Below are 14,891 nucleotides of genomic sequence, written 5' to 3' on the forward strand. Positions count from 1 at the left end.
CCCGCTCGCCGCACCCCACCCCGGAGGAGCCCCCATGGTTCTGAGCGACCACCTGAGGATCGTCCGCCGTCGGTGGATGCTCATCGCCTCGATGGTGCTCCTGGGCACGCTCGGGGCCGGGGTGGCCACGAGCCTCGTCGAGCCGGAGTACTCCTCGACCGCGCAGGTCTACGTCTCCGTCCAGACCCAGGACGGCTCGACGTCGTCGCTCCAGCAGGGCTCGAGCTTCACCCAGAACCAGGCGGCGGCCTTCGCCGACCTGGCCTCGAGCCCGCTCGTGCTCGACCCCGTCGTCTCCGCTCTGGGCCTCGGCGTCACGCCGCAGTCCCTGAGCGGCCGGATCACCGCCACGGCGAAGGCGAACACGCCCCTGATCAACGTCACGGCCCGCGCCGCCGACCCCGTCAGGGCGGCCGAGCTGAGCAACGCCGTCGTCGCGAGCATGACGGAGGTCATCCCCGAGCTGCAGCGCCCGCTGGACTCCGCGGTCTCCCCCGTGAAGCTGACGATCACGCGATCGGGGCAGGTCCCGGTCGTCGCGTCCTCGCCCGACGCCGTCACGAACCTCGCGATCGGCGCGTTCGTCGGGCTGGCCGTCGGCCTCGGGCTCGCGGTGCTCCGGTCGATGCTCGACACCCGGATCCACGGCAAGGAGGACCTGGCCCGCCTGACGCGGTCGCCCGTCCTCGGCGTCGTCGGCTTCGACGCCGGCCTCCGGGGCGGGCCGCTCGTCATGGCGACGGACCCGCACGGCCGCAGCGCCGAGGCGATCCGCCAGGTCCGCACCAACCTCCAGTTCGTCAACCCCGACGCCCGGCCGCGCCAGATCGTCGTCACCTCCGCGGTGCCGGGCGAGGGAAAGTCGACGACGGCGGCCAACCTCGCCCTCGCGCTCGCCGAGGCGGGCGGCCGGGTGCTCCTGATCGACGCCGACCTGCGTCGACCCTCGATCGCCTCGATGTTCGGGCTGGAGGGGGCTGCCGGCCTCACCACGCTCCTCATCGGGCAGGCGGAGGTCGACGACGTCGTCCAGACGTGGGGCACGTCCTCGCTCGACGTCATCACCTCCGGGGCCATCCCGCCCAACCCGAGCGAGCTGCTCGGCTCCGGGCCGATGACGGACCTGCTCGCGAAGCTCGCCGAGCGCTACGAGACGGTCGTGCTCGACGCCGCGCCGCTGCTGCCCGTCACCGACGGCGCGGTCCTGACCAAGCTCACCGACGGCGCCCTGTTCGTCGTCGGAGCCCACGAGGCGCGCCAGGCCCAGGTGACCTCCGCGCTCGAGTCGCTCGCCACGGTGGACGGCACGGTGCTCGGCGTCGTGCTCAACGGCGCCGACGTCCGGCGCTCGGCGACCTACGAGTACTACGACTACACGACCGAGGAGCAGCCGGCGCCGCGCCGGCCCGGGATCCTCGGCCGGGCCCGCGCCGCCCGGGCGGCCAGGGCCGACCGCGAGGCCGCGGCCGACCGTGAAGCCGGGGCCGCCCGGGCCTCGACCGCCACCTCGAGCGGTCCGTCACCGGACGCGGCATGACCACGACGACGGTGCGGCCGACGGACTCGCGGGTGCCACGAGCGCCGCGGATGCCGTGGTCGGGGGCGGAGGCCGCACTGGGCGTGGCCGCCGGCGCGCTGTGCGTGCTCGGCGCCGCCGCGGCCGTTCTGCTCCTGGGCGACCGCGGGGCGATGGGCCCCGGCCTCGTCGTCGCGATCGCCGTCGGCGTCGCACTCGTGCTCGCGCTCCCGGTGCACCGGCTGCCGGCGCTCGCGCTGCTGGTCGCCGTCGCGATCCCGGTCCGCGTGCTGCCCGACCTCGCGCTGCTCTCGGTGCTCCCGCCGGCAGCGCTGGTGGTGCTCGCGTGGATGGCGCGCCGACTGCTGGACCGGGCGCGTGGCACCGGTCGCGACGCTGCCCCCACGGCCGGCTCCGCCGTCCGGGTGCTCGCGGGCCTGACGGCGGGCTGGATCCTCCTCAGCCTCCTCGCGGGCGACCACCTGCAGACCTCCGTCGCGTGGACGGCGAGCTTCGGTGTCGCCGTCCTCGCGCCGCTGCTGGTTCGCGGCGTGGCCGACGAGGCCCGTGCGCTCAAGCGCACGCTGATCGTCGGCGGCGGCCTCGCCGGTGCCTACGCCGTGCTCGAGACCATGCTCGGTCGCAACCCGGTGATCGACGTCGTCAACGCCGCCCTCGGGTTCGGCTCCGTGCAGCACTGGTCCGTCTACCGGGCCGAGGTCACCCTCGGCCACCCGCTCGCCGCCGGGACGCTGCTGGCGGTGGCCGGCGCCGCCGGTGTGCTGGAGTGGCTCGCCCGCGGGCGTCCGCGCGACGGCGTCTGGGGCGCGCTGGCCGTGGCCGGCACGGTGGCCACCGTGTCGCGCGGCTCGCTGCTCGCCCTCGTCGTCGCGCTCGGCGTCGGCATCCTCGTGTGGCTCGTCCGCAGCCGGAACCTCAGTGGACCGCGCGCCGTCGCGCTGGCGATCGCCCTGGGCGCGGCCGGCACCCTCGTGACGACCGCCAGCGGGCTGCTCGACCGGGGGGCCTCCGCCGAGGCCGCCGCCTCGGACGCGGCCCGCGCCCGCGGCGTCGAGCTCGCGATCGCGACGGCGCGCGAGAACGGCCTGCTCGGCAGCGGTCCCGGCACCTCCGCGCTGGCGGTCGCCGAGCGGGACACCGTGACGGCGATCGAGAGCTCGGGGCTCCAGCTCCTGGTGAGCATCGGGCTCCCCGGCGCACTCCTGGTCGGGGCCCTCGTCGTCGCGGGGTCGCTCACCGCGTGGCGCGCGGGCGACGTCGCGGCCCTGGCCGCCGTCGTCGCCTACACGGTCTCGGTGCTCGGCTACAACGCGATCGACACCCGCCGGTCCCTGCACGTGCTGCTCGCCGTCGTGCTGATCCTCGCGGTCGGCGCGGCGGACGAGGCGCGGCAGCGGCGGGCGGTGAGCTCGTGACGAGCCGGGTGGTGCACGTCGGGGTCGTCGGTGACGTCCCCGGCGGGATGGCGCAGGTCGTCAACGAGTACCTCACCTGGACCTTCCCCGGGTTCGAGGTCGAGGCCGTGGCCTCCACCCGGGGCCGCCACGACCCGGCGGCCCTCGTGCTCTGGCTGCGCGCCGCCGTCGTGCTCCTGGCACGGCGCGTGCGCTGCGGGCGCTCGACGATCGCGGCCTTCCACCTCTCCGAGCGCGGGTCGTTCGTGCGTGAGGGCAGCCTCGTGGTCTGGGCCCGGCTGATCGGGCTGCACGTCGCCGTCCACCTGCACGGCGCCCAGTTCGTCGAGTTCGCCGCGGCCCGGCCCGGCCTCGTCACGCGGGTCCTGGAGCGCGCCGAGCTCGTGCTCGTCCTCACCGCCGCGACGCACGACGTCGTCGCGTCGCTGCTGGGGAGCCGGTCCGGGGTGCGCGTGGTGCGGATCTCCAACGCCGTGGCGCTGCCCCCCGAGGCCGGGGAGAAGGAGGACGTCGTGCTGTTCGGCGGCGAGATCGGTCACCGCAAGGGCGTCGACGTGCTGCTGCGAGCCTGGGACGCGATCCCCGCGAACGACCGCGCCGGCTGGCGGCTGCGGCTGCTCGGACCGCGCGCGATGACGCTGGCACCGGCCGACCTCGGCGGCGACGTCGAGCTGCTGCCCCCCGTGGGGCGGCGGGCGATGGCGCTCGAGCAGTCGCGGGCGGCCGTCGCCGTCCTGCCCTCGCGCGACGAGGCGCTGCCGATGTTCCTCGTGGAGTCGATGGCGCACGGCTGCGCCGTGGTCGCGACGCCGGTGGGCGAGGTGGCCGCGCTGCTCGAGAACGGCGCCGGGACCCTGGTGGCCGTCGACGACGCGGACGGACTCGCGCGCGCCCTCGCCGACCTCATGACGCAGGACCGACGACGGGGCGAGGCCGGCCGCGCCGCCCGCGCCCGCATCGCGGCCCGGCACGACGCCGTCCGCGTCGCGCGCGACCTCACCGAGCACTGGACCCATCTCCTGGAGGAGCCGGCATGAGCATCCTCGGCCTGACGAACCGCCGCGTCGCCCTCGTGGCGTCGACGGGCGGCCACCTCGAGGAGCTCGTGCGGCTCCGACCGCGCCTGGACGTGGCGCCCGACCCGCTGTGGGTCACCTTCGACACCCCGCAGTCGCGCTCGCTCCTCGCGGGGGAGCGGGTCGCCTACGTGCCCTACGTCGCCCCGCGCGACGTCGGCGGCGTGCTGCGCGCGGCCCACGCCCTGCGCGGTCCGCTGCGGCAGCGCGACGTCGAGGCCATCGTCTCCACCGGTGCGGCCGTGGCGCTCGCCGCGCTGCCGCAGGCCCGGTCCGACCAGCGCGCGATCTACGTCGAGAGCGTGAGCCGGTTCGACGGCCCCTCGCTCACCGGGCGGCTCCTGCAGCGGCTGCCCGGCGTCGAGCTGCACTCCCAGCACCCCGACTGGGTGAGCGGCCGCTGGCAGCACGCGTTCTCGCTGCTCGAGGACTACCGGTCGCAGCCGGTCGCGCCGGTCGACCGACCGCTGCGGGTCCTCGTGACGCTCGGCACGATCCGGCCCTACCGCTTCGACGCCCTCCTGGACGCCGTCGAGCGGATGGCCGGCGACCTCGGCGAGATCGTGTGGCAGACCGGGGCGACGGACGGCCGGGACCTCACGGGAGCGGAGCGGACGCTGATGCCGTCGGAGGAGTTCGACGCCGCGGTGCGCCGCGCCGACGTCGTCGTCAGCCACGCGGGGGTCGGGTCGGCGCTGCGCGCGCTCGACCTGGGCCGCGTCCCCGTGCTCGTCCCGCGTCGCGCCTCCCGCCACGAGCACGTCGACGACCACCAGGCCCAGATCGCCCGCCTCCTCGCCTCGCGCGGACTGGCGGTCGACGTCGAGGCCCCCGACCTCACGATGGACCACCTGCGCCGGGCGGGCGCGCTGACGGTGTCCTCGCCGGCCAGGGCCGCGGCATGACCGCCGGCTCCCTCGCGTGGCTCACCGTCGTGCTGCCGCTGCACGACGCCGCTGCCTACGTCGACGACGTCCTGGTCCGGGTGGGCCGGCTGGCGGACGCCGGTGCCGAGGTGCTCGTGGTCGACGACGGCAGCCGCGACACCACCGGCGCCTCGGTCGGCGCGGCGGCGGCCGCCCACCCCGGCGTGGTCGCGGTGCTGCTTGAGGAGAACGTCGGGGTGGCGCGCGCCCGCAACGTCGCGCTCGGGCGCGCCACCCGCGAGTACGTCTGGCTGGTGGACGGCGACGACGTGTGGGCGCCCGACGTCGTGGACCTGCTGACGCGGGTCCGAGGCGAGGACGGCGCCGACGTGATCGCGTTCGGGGCCGACCGGTGCGGCACCGACGGCCGGCTCCGCCGCGCCGACACGTTCGCGGCGCCCGGGCTCTACTCCCGCGAGGAGGCTCTGTCGCTGCTGGCCTCCGGCGGTCTGCACGGCTTCCTCTGGAGCAAGCTCGTCCGGCGCGCGGTGCTCCCGCCCGACCCGTTCCCCGCCACCCGCTCGCAGTCGGACTTCGTCGGGGTCGTGGCGATCCTGGACCGGAGCTCCTCCGTGCGCGTCGTCGGGGAGACGCTCTACCGCCACGTCGAGCGCGACGGCTCCATCACGCGCTCGCGCGCCGCCGACGCGTCCAACCTGCTCCGTGCCCACGACGCGCTGCTGGCGGTCGCCGATCTGACCGAGGCGGAACGTCGGGCGTTCTCGCTCTGGTTCTACCTCGCCCCGTCCGTGGCCACGGCCCTGCGGACCGAGGCGGACGACGCGGAGGTGGCGCGCCTGGTGGGCGACCTGCGCGCGGCGACCACCTGGCGCGACGTGGCCCTGGCCGCCCCGGCCCACCCCCGCGCCGCGGCGGTGACGGGCGCCGTGCGGCTGCTCGGCCCTGCCTTCCCACCGATCTACCGGCGCCTGCGCCAGGGGCGTGCCGCGCTCCGTCGCGGCGTCACCTCGAGAGGACCCCACCGATGACCCGAGTACTGCTGGTGACCTCGTCGCTCCACGGCGGCGGCGCCGAGTTCGTCGCGCGCACCTGGATCGACTGGCTCACCCAGCGCGGGGCCGCCACGGCCGTCGCGCTGCTGAGCGACACGAAGGGGCGCGACGACCTGGACCCCCGGATCGCCGTGCACGACGACGCCGCGGGTCAGCGCCCCGCCGAGGCGGTCCGCTCGTTGCGCCGGGTGATCGACCGCGTGCGCCCGAGCGTCGTGCTGAGCCTCCAGACCCACCCGAACCTCTGGGCGCTCGCGGCCGTCGCGTCCATCCCGAGCGCGAGCCGCCCCGCCGTCGTCATCAGCGAGCGCAACCTCGTCTCGCTCGGGCTGGCGGGGTCCTCCCCGACGCACCGGGCCAAGGTGCTGGCCGCGAAGGCGAGCTACCGACGCGCCGATCGCGTCATCGCGATCAGCCACCCGGTCGCCGGCGAGCTCGTCTCGGCGTTCGGCGTCACCGGGCGACGCTGCGTCGTCGTCCCCAACCCGGCGACGGCGAAGGTCACGGTGCGCCACGAGCCGTGGATCGCCGAGCGACCGGTGCTGCGCCTGGTCCTGCCGGCGCGCATCGTCGAGCAGAAGCGACCCCTGCTCGCCGTGCACGTGGCGAGCGTCCTGGCCCGGCGGGGCTACGACGTCGAGCTGATCACGTTCGGAACCGGGCCCCAGGAGGCGGCCATGACCAGGCTCGCGGGCGAGGTCGGCGTGCGGCTGTCGCACCGCGGCTGGGTGGAGGCCTGGTTCGACGCGGCACCGCGCGACGCGATCGTCCTGCTGCCCTCCCTGCGCGAGGGCTTCGGGAATGTGCTCGTCGAGGCCGCCGCCGTCGGACTGCCGGCCGTGGCGGTCTCGGGAGCACTCGGCGTCGCGGACGCCGTCGTGCCCGGGGTCACCGGGCAGCTGGCCCTGGACGACGACCCCGAGTCGATCGCCGACGCCGTCCTGGCCGCGGCGCCCCTGCGGGTGCGGGGCATCGACGGCTGGCTGGAGCGGTTCTCGGTCCCCACCAGCGGGGCGCTCCTGGAGCGCGTGCTCGCCGGCGCCGAGGCCGAGCGGAGGGCGAACCGATGAGCGTGTGGGTCTCGGTCCCGGGACAGGTCGACAACGTCGGGGACACCGTGCTGCGCCGGGGGCTGCTCGAGGCGCTGCGGCCGCTCGGCACGCTCCACGTGTTCGTCGGCGACCACGACGACGCCTACTGCACCGGGCTGCGGCTGCGGCCCGAGGACGTCGTGCACCGGTCGGTCCCCGCGTGGCGCCGCGACGTCGCGCGCGCCGTGCTGTCGGGTCGCGCCACCTACGCCTACAACGCGGGGGAGATGATCGTCGACCGCCGCTACGTCGCCTCCTACGCCCGATTCGCCCCGCTGCTGGCCGCCGGTCGGCTGCGGGGCGGCCGCGCCGTCCACACGGGGTTCGGCATCCGCGCGAGCAACCCGCGCTGGAACTGGGCCCTGCGGGCGGCGCTCGCCCCCGTCGACGTCGTCACGTGGCGCGACCCGGTCAGCGCCGAGACCATCCGTCGGGGCCGGGTCACCCCGGACTGGGCCTTCCGCGAGGGGGCGTCCACCGCCGAGCTCGAGGGGTTCGCGGCCCAGACCCGGCGACCGGCGCTCGGCATCGCGCTGCGCTACGACCGGCCCGCCCCCACCCCGGCCTGGGTCCGCGCGGTCGGCGAGCACGCCGAGGCGGCCGGCTACGAGGTCGTCGTGCTCGCCCAGATCGCCCGGGACTCGCCCCGGGCCCAGGAGCTCGCGGACGCGCTCGACGGCGTCGCGGTGACGTGGGACGGTCCCGAGCACCTGCCCCAGGAGGAGCGGCTGCGCGAGGCCTACCGCCGCTGCGACGTCGTGATCAGCGACCGGCTGCACGCGCTCGTCATCGCGGCGACGGAGGGCGCCCTGCCGCTCGCGCTGGCCGATGCGCCCGGCGACAAGACGGTCCGGACGCTCGCGGCGGTGGGCCTCGGCGAGCACGCCGTCGACCGTCGCGGGAGCGAGGACGTCGCCGTCCTGGGGACGGCCGTGACCGCGGCCTCGGCCGCCCGGGCCGGGACGATGGCGCGCGTGGTCGAGGCCCGGCGTCGGCTCGACGACCTCGCGCAGCAGCTGCTCACCCTGCGGTCGCCCCGGTGACCTCGCTCGCCACCCGCACCGTCCGCGGGGCCGCCGTCACCCTCGTGGGGCAGTGGCTCCGGTTCGCCGTCCAGCTCGCCTCGATCGTCGTGCTGGCGCGGTTGCTGCTGCCCGCCGACTACGGCCTCGTGTCGATGGTGACGGCGGTGGCGGGGGTGGCGATGTTCCTCAGCGACTTCGGTCTCTCGACGGCGTCGATCCAGGCGCGCACCCTCGACCAGTTCCAACGCTCGAACCTGTTCTGGTTGAACGCCGCGCTGGGCACGCTGCTCGCGCTCGGGGTGCTGGCCCTGGCGGCCCCGTTGGCGGCGCTCTACGGCCACCCGGAGGTCGAGCGGGTGACCCAGGTGCTCGCCGGGACCTACCTCCTCAACGCGCTCGGCGCCCAGTTCCGGGCGCACGCGGTGCGCGCGATGCGGTTCCGTGCTCTGGCCGCCGTGGACGTCATCAGCCAGGTGGCGGCGTTCGGTGTCGCGCTGGGTCTGGCGCTCTCCGGGGCCGGCTACTGGGCGCTGGTGGGACAGATGGTCACGCTCTCGGTCGTCACGCTGGTGGCCGTCGTGGTCGCGGCGCGGTGGTGGCCCGGACTGCCGAACCGGCGAGGGGACGTTCGGGCGATGCTGGGCATCGGCGCGAGCTGGATGGGCACGCAGGTCGTCACGTACGCCAGCACGAACGTCGACTCGATCATCATCGGGTCGGTCGCGGGGGCCGGTCCGCTCGGGGTCTACGACCGCGCCTACCAGATCTTCCGGATGCCGCTGCTGCAGATCGCTGCCCCGATGACGCGCGTGGCGATGCCCGTGCTCTCGCGGCTGAACGGGACCGATCGGTTCGAGCCGTACGTGCGCCGGGCGCAGACCCTGCTGTCCTCCGTGCTCGGCGGCGCGTTCCTGGTGGCCGCCGGGGCGGCCGAGCCGCTGATGGCGATCGTGCTCGGCCCGGGGTGGGGCGAGTCCAGCACGATCTTCCGGGTCCTCGCGATCGGCGGCGCCTTCCAGGCCATCGCCTACGTCTACTCGTGGGTGTTTCTCGCGCGCGGTCGCACGGGCCTGCAGCTGCGCTGCACCCTGGTGGCTCGCGCCGCCATGATCGGGCTGATGCTGCTCGGGATCGCGTGGGGGGTGATCGGCGTCGCGTGGGCCGTCACGGCCGGACTGGCGCTGAGCTGGGCGATCATGACGTTCTGGGCGATGCCCCGGCTCGACGTCGCCGTCACCCCGCTCCTGCTGGCGGCGTTCCGTCCGCTGCTCGTGTTCGTCGCCGCCCTCGGGGCGATGCTCGCGGTGGAGCCGCTCGTGACCGAGATGGCCGCGGCCGCACGGCTCGGGGTGCTGCTCGGCGTGGCCGTCGTGGTGGTGGCGCTCGCCGTCGCCCTCGTGCGCCCCGTCCGCGCCGACGCGCTCGAGATCCTCCACACCGTGCGACGCGTGCGTCGCGGCGACGGGGCCACCACCCCCTGACCGGTCTCGCGCGGTCCTGGTGGGGACGCCTCGCCTCCGGCGCACGCCAATGCCGTTACTTACGCTAACTAACTACCTAGACTGGGTGCCGTGCCCGACACCCCCGACGCCACCGACGAGCTCGCCTCGCAGCTGCGGCGCGCCATCCTCGTGACCTCCCGCCGACTGCGCGCGGAACGCGTCGGCGACGTCACGCTGGGCCAGTACTCCGTCATGGCACGCCTCCTGGAGGAGGGGTCGGCCACCCCGTCGGACCTCGCCGCCCTCGAGCGCGTCGCCGCCCCCTCGATGACGCGCACCGTCCGGTGCCTCGAGGACGCGGGCTACGTCACCAGGGCCGAGCACCCCGACGACCGTCGGGCGATCCTGCTGACCCTCACCGACGCGGGGCACGAGGTCATCCGCGAGACCCGCCGCCGTCGCACCGTCTGGCTCGCCCAGCGCCTGGACTCCCTCACCGCCGACGAGCTGGACACGCTCGCGGCCGCCGCCGACATCCTGAGGAGGATCGCCACCCAGTGAGCACCACCTTCGCCTCCCTCCGCCACCGCGGCTACCGGCTGTGGTTCGCCGGCGCCCTCGTCGCCAACATCGGGACGTGGATGCAGCGCGTCGCCCAGGACTGGGTCGTGCTGACGGAGCTGTCGGACAACTCCGGGCTCGCGGTCGGGATCGTCACGGCGCTGCAGTTCCTGCCGGCGCTCCTGCTGTCGCCCTACGCGGGGCTGCTCGCGGACCGGCTGCCGCGACGGGCGCTCCTCATCTCCACGCAGGCGGCGATGGGACTCCTCGCGGCCGGGCTCGGCGTGCTGGTGCTCACCGGGGTCGCGCAGCTGTGGCACGTGTGGGCGTTCGCCCTGGGGCTCGGTGTCGCTTCCGCCTTCGACGCCCCCGTGCGTCAGACCTTCGTCGCCGAGCTCGTCCCGCCCGAGGGCCTGCCGAACGCCGTCGGCCTCAACTCCGCCTCGTTCAACGCCGCCCGCCTCATCGGGCCGGCGGTCGCCGGGTTCGCGATCGCCGCCGTCGGACCGGGGTGGGTGTTCGTCGTCAACGCGGCGAGCTTCGCCTTCACGATCGTCGCGCTGCTGCGGATCTCCGAGGCGATGCGGTTCCCGCTCGCTCACGCCGAGCGTGCCAAGGGGCAGCTGCGCGAGGGGATCGACTACGTGCGACGCCGCACGGACATCCTCGTGATCATGGTCGTCGTCGGGGTGGTCGGTGCCTTCGGGCTGAACTTCCAGCTGACGAGTGCGGTGATGGCCAGGACCGTTTTCGACAAGGGGCCGCAGGAGTACGGGCTGCTCGGTTCGATCCTGGCGATCGGCTCCCTGGCGGGGGCGCTCGTGGCCGCCAGACGGACGCGGCCCCGGGTGCGGATCGTCGTGCTCGCGGCCCTCGGGTTCGGCCTCTCCGGGATCGTGATGGCCGTCGCGCCGACGTACACGACCTACGCGATCGCCGCGATCCCCGTGGGCTTCTGCACCCTGACGATGCTCACCGCGGCCAACGCATACGTGCAGATGTCGACCGCGCCCGAGATGCGCGGCCGCGTGATGAGCCTGTACCTGATGGTGTTCCTCGGCACGACGCCGATCGGCTCGCCGTTCGTCGGCTGGGTCGCCGAGGCGTGGGGCGCCCGGTGGTCGGTGGCGATCGGTGCGATCGCCGCGATCGTCGTCGCGATCGCCGCCATGGCGTGGGCGCGTCGCGCCTGGCACGTGGAGCTGCGCTACGTCCGCGAGCCCAGCCGTCGCGTGCTCGTGATGAGCGACGCGGACCGGGTCGCCGAGGCCGCCTAGCTCGGCGCAGCCGTCCGGGGCGGACTCAGCCGAGCCGGTCGGGACGCGGCGCGTTGAGGCGGTAGCCGACGCCGCGAACGGTGTCGATCCAGCGGGGACGCGAGGTGTCCTCGCCGATCTTGCGGCGGAGGTTGGCCATGTGCACCTCGACGCTGCGGTGGTCCGACGGCGTGATCCTCGTCCCCGCGTCGTACTCCTCGCCCCACAGGGCCCGAACGAGATCGTTCTTCGTGACCACGCGGCCGCACGAGGCCCAGAGGCTCGCGAGGATGTCGAACTCGCTGCGGGTCAGGGAGACACCGGCGCCGTCGACCTCGACCGTGCGGGCCTCCCGGTCGACCCGGAGCCCGTTGACGACGGCGGGCGGCGGGCCCCACGGGCTCTCGGCCTTCGCCGTGGCACCGTCGGTGCCCGGAGCGGTGGTCCCGGGACCGGAGCTCGCGGCTGAAGGGCCGTGCGCCGTGGCGACGGCCGCCGTCCCGTGGAGCGGCGGTGCAGCACGGGGCCGGCGCAGCATGGCCTCGATGCGGGCCCGCAGCTCTCGGGGCCGGAACGGCTTGGTCATGTAGTCGTCGGCGCCGACGTCGAGCCCCGAGAGGGTGTCGATCTCGTCGTCGCGTGCCGTGAGCATCACGATGTAGGCGTCGTTGAGCGTGCGGATGCGGCGCGCGACCTCGAACCCGTCGATGTCGGGGAGATTCACGTCGAGGGTGATGACGAGCGGGTCGACCTCGCTCGCCAGGGCGACGCCGTCGCCCCCGTTGCTCGCGGAGTGCACGACGAAACCCGCCTGGCCGAGAACGGTCTCGAGCAGGCGGCGGATGTCGGGGTCGTCCTCGATCACGAGGGCCACTCTCTCGGTGAACTCCACGCGTCGATGCTACGGCGGTATCGCCGGAGATGCGTGTGTTTCCCTAACGGCATCCACGGAGTGACACGTTTCGCGAGGACTTCGTGTCAGCGGAGCTGGTCCACGACGACGTCGACGCACGCCGTCAGCGCCTCGACGTCGGCCAGGTCGACCGCGGGGAACAGGCCCATCCGCAGCTGGTTGCGCCCCAGCTTGCGGTAGGGGAAGACGTCCAGGATCCCGTGGTCCCGCAGCGCGGCGATCACGGTGGTGTGGTCGATGCTCGCGTCGAGGTCGATCGTGGCGACGACGGGGGAGCGGTGCGCCGGGTCGGCGACGAAGGGGGTTGCCCATTCGCGCTCGGTCGCCCAGGCGTAGACGTGGTCGGAGGAGGCGCGGCTGCGGCCGGCGGCCCAGCTCAGCCCGCCGTTGTCGGCGAACCAGTCGAGCTGGTCGGCCAGCAGCGCCAGCGTGGCGATCGCGGGGGTGTTGAGCGTCTGGTCGAGCCGGGAGTTGGTCACGGCCTGCTGCAGCGACAGCGACTCGGGGATCCAGCGGTCGGTGGCGGCGATCTCCTCGACCCGCTCGAGCGCCGCGGGCGAGAGGACCGCCAGCCACAGCCCGCCGTCGGACCCGAAGACCTTCTGCGGCGCGAAGTAGTAGGCGTCGGCCTGCGTGAGGTCGACGACGGCGGCGCCGGCGATCGACGTCGCGTCCACGAGGGTGAGCTGGTCGGTGGCCCGGTCGCCGCCGTCGGCGCGGGGACGCACGACGGGGGAGACCACACCGGTCGAGGTCTCGTTGTGCGCCCAGGCGTACACGTCGACGTCGTCGTCGTGGCGGACGTCGGCGCGCGTGCCGGGCTCGGCCCGCACGACGATCGACGGGTCGAGGAACGGCGCCGCCGTCGTGGCGGCCGCGAACTTCGCGCCGAACTCGCCGTGGGCCGCGTGCAGCGCGCGGTGGCGCACGAGCGAGAAGGTCGCGGCGTCCCAGAACGACGTCGAGCCGCCGTTGCCGAGCACGACCTCGTACCCGTCGGGGGCGCCGAGCAGCTCGGCGACACCGCGCCGGACGCGGGCGACGAGGTCGCGGACCGGGGGCTGCCGGTGGGAGGTGCCCATCACGCCGGCGCCGAGCGCCGCGAGCGTGTCCAGCTGACCCTGACGGACCTTGGAGGGCCCGGAGCCGAAGCGTCCGTCCTTCGGGAGGAGGTTCTCGGGAATCTGGACGGAGGTCTGCGCCATGGCCCCATTCTCGCAGGCGGCGACGGCGAGCCGCGAGGCCGTAGGGTGGTGCCGACGAGAGCAACGGGTGGTGCGGGGAGACCCTGGGCCGCCCCGCATTGAAGGGCCTGCCGCGTGAGCGACCTCATCGACACGACCGAGATGTACCTCAAGACGATCTACGAGCTCCTCGAGGAGGGGATCGTCCCCCTCCGTGCGCGCATCGCCGAGCGTCTGGGGCACTCGGGGCCGACCGTGTCGCAGACCGTGGCCCGCATGGAGCGCGACGGGCTCGTGGTGGTCACGGACGACCGCCACCTGGAGCTCACTCCGCTCGGCTACGAGCGCGCCATGCACGTCATGCGCAAGCACCGGCTCGCCGAGCGCCTGCTGGTGGACGTCATCGGGCTCGACTGGGCGCACGTCCACGAGGAGGCCTGCCGCTGGGAGCACGTGATGAGCGAGCAGGTCGAGTCGCGGCTCCTCACGCTCCTCGACCACCCCACGCACGACCCCTACGGCAACCCGATCCCGGGCCTGGACGAGCTCGGCGACATCGTCGCGGAGCCCTTCCTGTCGGGCGTGTCCTCGATCGTCACCGCGGTGACGGCCGGCCGGACCGACGTCGAGATCAAGCGCATCGGCGAGCCGCTGCAGGTCGACGTCGAGCTGCTCCGCCGGTTCGAGGAGGCGTCGGTCCGCCCGGGCGCGCACGTCGCCGTGACGCGCGAGGGCAGCACCCTCACCCTGCGGGCGACCGGCAGCGAGGTCGTCCTCGACCTCCCGACCGAGCTGGCCAAGCACGTCTTCGTCGCCGCCTGACCGCTCCGACGACGCCCCGGGGGGCGCCTGGGACCGCGTCCACACCCTGCCGTCACCGGCCGGATGTGAACGGTTGCACGAGCCCCGACCTGCGACGACGCGCCTGTGATGCACGACACGCGAATCGTTCGTAACCAAAATGTGACATCCGGGCGGACGTCGGCTAGTCTCGCTCCGTCCACGATCCCCTGATCGAGGACTCCCAGCGGTTCGTCGAGCCCTACCGCCGCGCGGGAAAGCCGTTCCAGGTAGGGACGGGGGAACCAGGATTCACGGACACCGACTCGTCGGGGTCCTTGGGGTGAAGCCCCGCACCACGGTGCGAGGCCGGGCGATCTTCCAGCCCGAACCCGACAGCTCACCCCGCAGGCGCTCGGAGGAACTTCTTTGACCCAGGTGACACAGCGCGGACGCCACCGTTCGGCCGCGCGACCCTCGACACCGCTCGACATCATGTCGGCGAGCATCACCACCTCGTTCCAGGGCAAGGCCGGCCGCACCGCCGTCGTCGCCGTGGCAACGTCCGGCCTCGTTCTCGGCGTCTCCGCCGCAGCGACCGCCGAGCCGACGTCGAAGGACGTCATCCAGGCCCCAGCCTCAAGTCCACCTCGCTGACCGCGAAGGACGTCG

General features: G+C 74.5%; 14 protein-coding genes and 1 riboswitch. Of the genes, 12 read left to right on the top strand and 2 right to left on the bottom strand.

The features are described from left to right. Positions 1 to 34 precede the first annotated feature (34 nt). The 10 genes from C8046_RS16085 to C8046_RS16130 all read left to right on the top strand — a co-directional run bounded on the left by C8046_RS16085 (position 35) and on the right by C8046_RS16130 (position 11,363). Positions 35 to 1,537, top strand: a complete 1,503-nt coding sequence (locus C8046_RS16085) for a polysaccharide biosynthesis tyrosine autokinase (RefSeq protein ID WP_158277243.1) — start codon at positions 35 to 37, stop codon at positions 1,535 to 1,537. Next, positions 1,534 to 2,952 carry an O-antigen ligase family protein gene (locus tag C8046_RS16090; RefSeq protein ID WP_146197192.1) on the top strand — a complete coding sequence of 473 codons (1,419 nt, stop codon included), beginning with the start codon at positions 1,534 to 1,536 and terminating at the stop codon, positions 2,950 to 2,952. Before C8046_RS16085 ends, C8046_RS16090 begins: the two co-directional genes overlap by 4 nt. Continuing rightward, the gene (locus tag C8046_RS16095) at positions 2,949 to 3,989 is read left to right on the top strand and encodes a glycosyltransferase family 4 protein (protein WP_146197193.1); all 1,041 of its coding nucleotides are present in this window, start codon (positions 2,949 to 2,951) and stop codon (positions 3,987 to 3,989) included. Before C8046_RS16090 ends, C8046_RS16095 begins: the two co-directional genes overlap by 4 nt. After that, positions 3,986 to 4,933, top strand: coding sequence for a glycosyltransferase (locus tag C8046_RS16100; RefSeq protein ID WP_109230319.1), 948 nt, complete (start codon positions 3,986 to 3,988; stop codon positions 4,931 to 4,933). The genes C8046_RS16095 and C8046_RS16100 overlap by 4 nt, the downstream gene beginning before the upstream one ends. Further along, complete coding sequence (locus C8046_RS16105; RefSeq protein WP_109230320.1) at positions 4,930 to 5,943, top strand: glycosyltransferase family 2 protein; 1,014 nt, start codon at positions 4,930 to 4,932, stop codon at positions 5,941 to 5,943. The genes C8046_RS16100 and C8046_RS16105 overlap by 4 nt, the downstream gene beginning before the upstream one ends. Next, positions 5,940 to 7,037 (top strand): glycosyltransferase, encoded by a 1,098-nt coding sequence (locus C8046_RS16110; protein ID WP_109230321.1) that lies wholly within the window; start codon positions 5,940 to 5,942, stop codon positions 7,035 to 7,037. The genes C8046_RS16105 and C8046_RS16110 overlap by 4 nt, the downstream gene beginning before the upstream one ends. Continuing rightward, entirely contained in the window at positions 7,034 to 8,101 is a 1,068-nt protein-coding gene (locus C8046_RS16115) for a polysaccharide pyruvyl transferase family protein (RefSeq protein ID WP_109230322.1), read from the top strand. The genes C8046_RS16110 and C8046_RS16115 overlap by 4 nt, the downstream gene beginning before the upstream one ends. Then, positions 8,098 to 9,564, top strand: a complete 1,467-nt coding sequence (locus C8046_RS16120; RefSeq protein WP_109230323.1) for a lipopolysaccharide biosynthesis protein — start codon at positions 8,098 to 8,100, stop codon at positions 9,562 to 9,564. Before C8046_RS16115 ends, C8046_RS16120 begins: the two co-directional genes overlap by 4 nt. A 90-nt stretch (positions 9,565 to 9,654) precedes the next feature. Then, positions 9,655 to 10,086, top strand: coding sequence for a MarR family winged helix-turn-helix transcriptional regulator (locus tag C8046_RS16125; protein WP_235866364.1), 432 nt, complete (start codon positions 9,655 to 9,657; stop codon positions 10,084 to 10,086). Beyond that, the gene (locus tag C8046_RS16130) at positions 10,083 to 11,363 is read left to right on the top strand and encodes an MFS transporter (protein WP_109230325.1); all 1,281 of its coding nucleotides are present in this window, start codon (positions 10,083 to 10,085) and stop codon (positions 11,361 to 11,363) included. The genes C8046_RS16125 and C8046_RS16130 overlap by 4 nt, the downstream gene beginning before the upstream one ends. 25 nt (positions 11,364 to 11,388) lie before the next feature. Here the strand turns inward: C8046_RS16130 and C8046_RS16135 are convergent, their stop codons facing one another. Both C8046_RS16135 and serC read right to left on the bottom strand, forming a co-directional pair. Next, positions 11,389 to 12,234: a response regulator transcription factor gene (locus tag C8046_RS16135; protein WP_235866365.1), complete on the bottom strand. Its 846-nt coding sequence runs from the start codon at positions 12,232 to 12,234 to the stop codon at positions 11,389 to 11,391. An 86-nt stretch (positions 12,235 to 12,320) separates the two neighbouring features. Next, positions 12,321 to 13,460, bottom strand: a complete 1,140-nt coding sequence (serC, locus tag C8046_RS16140; RefSeq protein ID WP_109230326.1) for a phosphoserine transaminase — start codon at positions 13,458 to 13,460, stop codon at positions 12,321 to 12,323. 114 nt (positions 13,461 to 13,574) lie between these two features. On the opposite strand from serC, the gene C8046_RS16145 reads away from it, so the two are divergent. Further along, complete coding sequence (locus tag C8046_RS16145) at positions 13,575 to 14,261, top strand: metal-dependent transcriptional regulator (protein WP_109230327.1); 687 nt, start codon at positions 13,575 to 13,577, stop codon at positions 14,259 to 14,261. Between the two features lie 228 nt (positions 14,262 to 14,489). After that, a riboswitch (cyclic di-AMP (ydaO/yuaA leader) is annotated at positions 14,490 to 14,647 on the top strand. A gap of 1 nt (position 14,648) precedes the next feature. After that, on the top strand, positions 14,649 to 14,876 hold the full coding sequence (locus tag C8046_RS16150; protein ID WP_146197194.1) for a hypothetical protein: 228 nt from the start codon (positions 14,649 to 14,651) through the stop codon (positions 14,874 to 14,876). The last annotated feature ends 15 nt before the right edge of the window (positions 14,877 to 14,891 follow it).

Origin of the sequence: Serinibacter arcticus, from assembly GCF_003121705.1 — a bacterium.
In the GTDB taxonomy this organism is placed as follows: Bacteria; Actinomycetota; Actinomycetes; order Actinomycetales; family Beutenbergiaceae; genus Litorihabitans.

Bases quoted from the DNA above. Each gene is read 5' to 3' on its own strand.
- C8046_RS16085 (WP_158277243.1), top strand. From the start codon at position 35: ATGGTTCTGAGCGACCACCTGAGGATCGTCCGCCGTCGGTGGATGCTC.
- C8046_RS16090 (WP_146197192.1), top strand. From the start codon at position 1,534: ATGACCACGACGACGGTGCGGCCGACGGACTCGCGGGTGCCACGAGCG.
- C8046_RS16100 (WP_109230319.1), top strand. From the start codon at position 3,986: ATGAGCATCCTCGGCCTGACGAACCGCCGCGTCGCCCTCGTGGCGTCG.
- C8046_RS16105 (WP_109230320.1), top strand. From the start codon at position 4,930: ATGACCGCCGGCTCCCTCGCGTGGCTCACCGTCGTGCTGCCGCTGCAC.
- C8046_RS16110 (WP_109230321.1), top strand. From the start codon at position 5,940: ATGACCCGAGTACTGCTGGTGACCTCGTCGCTCCACGGCGGCGGCGCC.
- C8046_RS16115 (WP_109230322.1), top strand. From the start codon at position 7,034: ATGAGCGTGTGGGTCTCGGTCCCGGGACAGGTCGACAACGTCGGGGAC.
- serC (WP_109230326.1), bottom strand. From the start codon at position 13,460: ATGGCGCAGACCTCCGTCCAGATTCCCGAGAACCTCCTCCCGAAGGAC.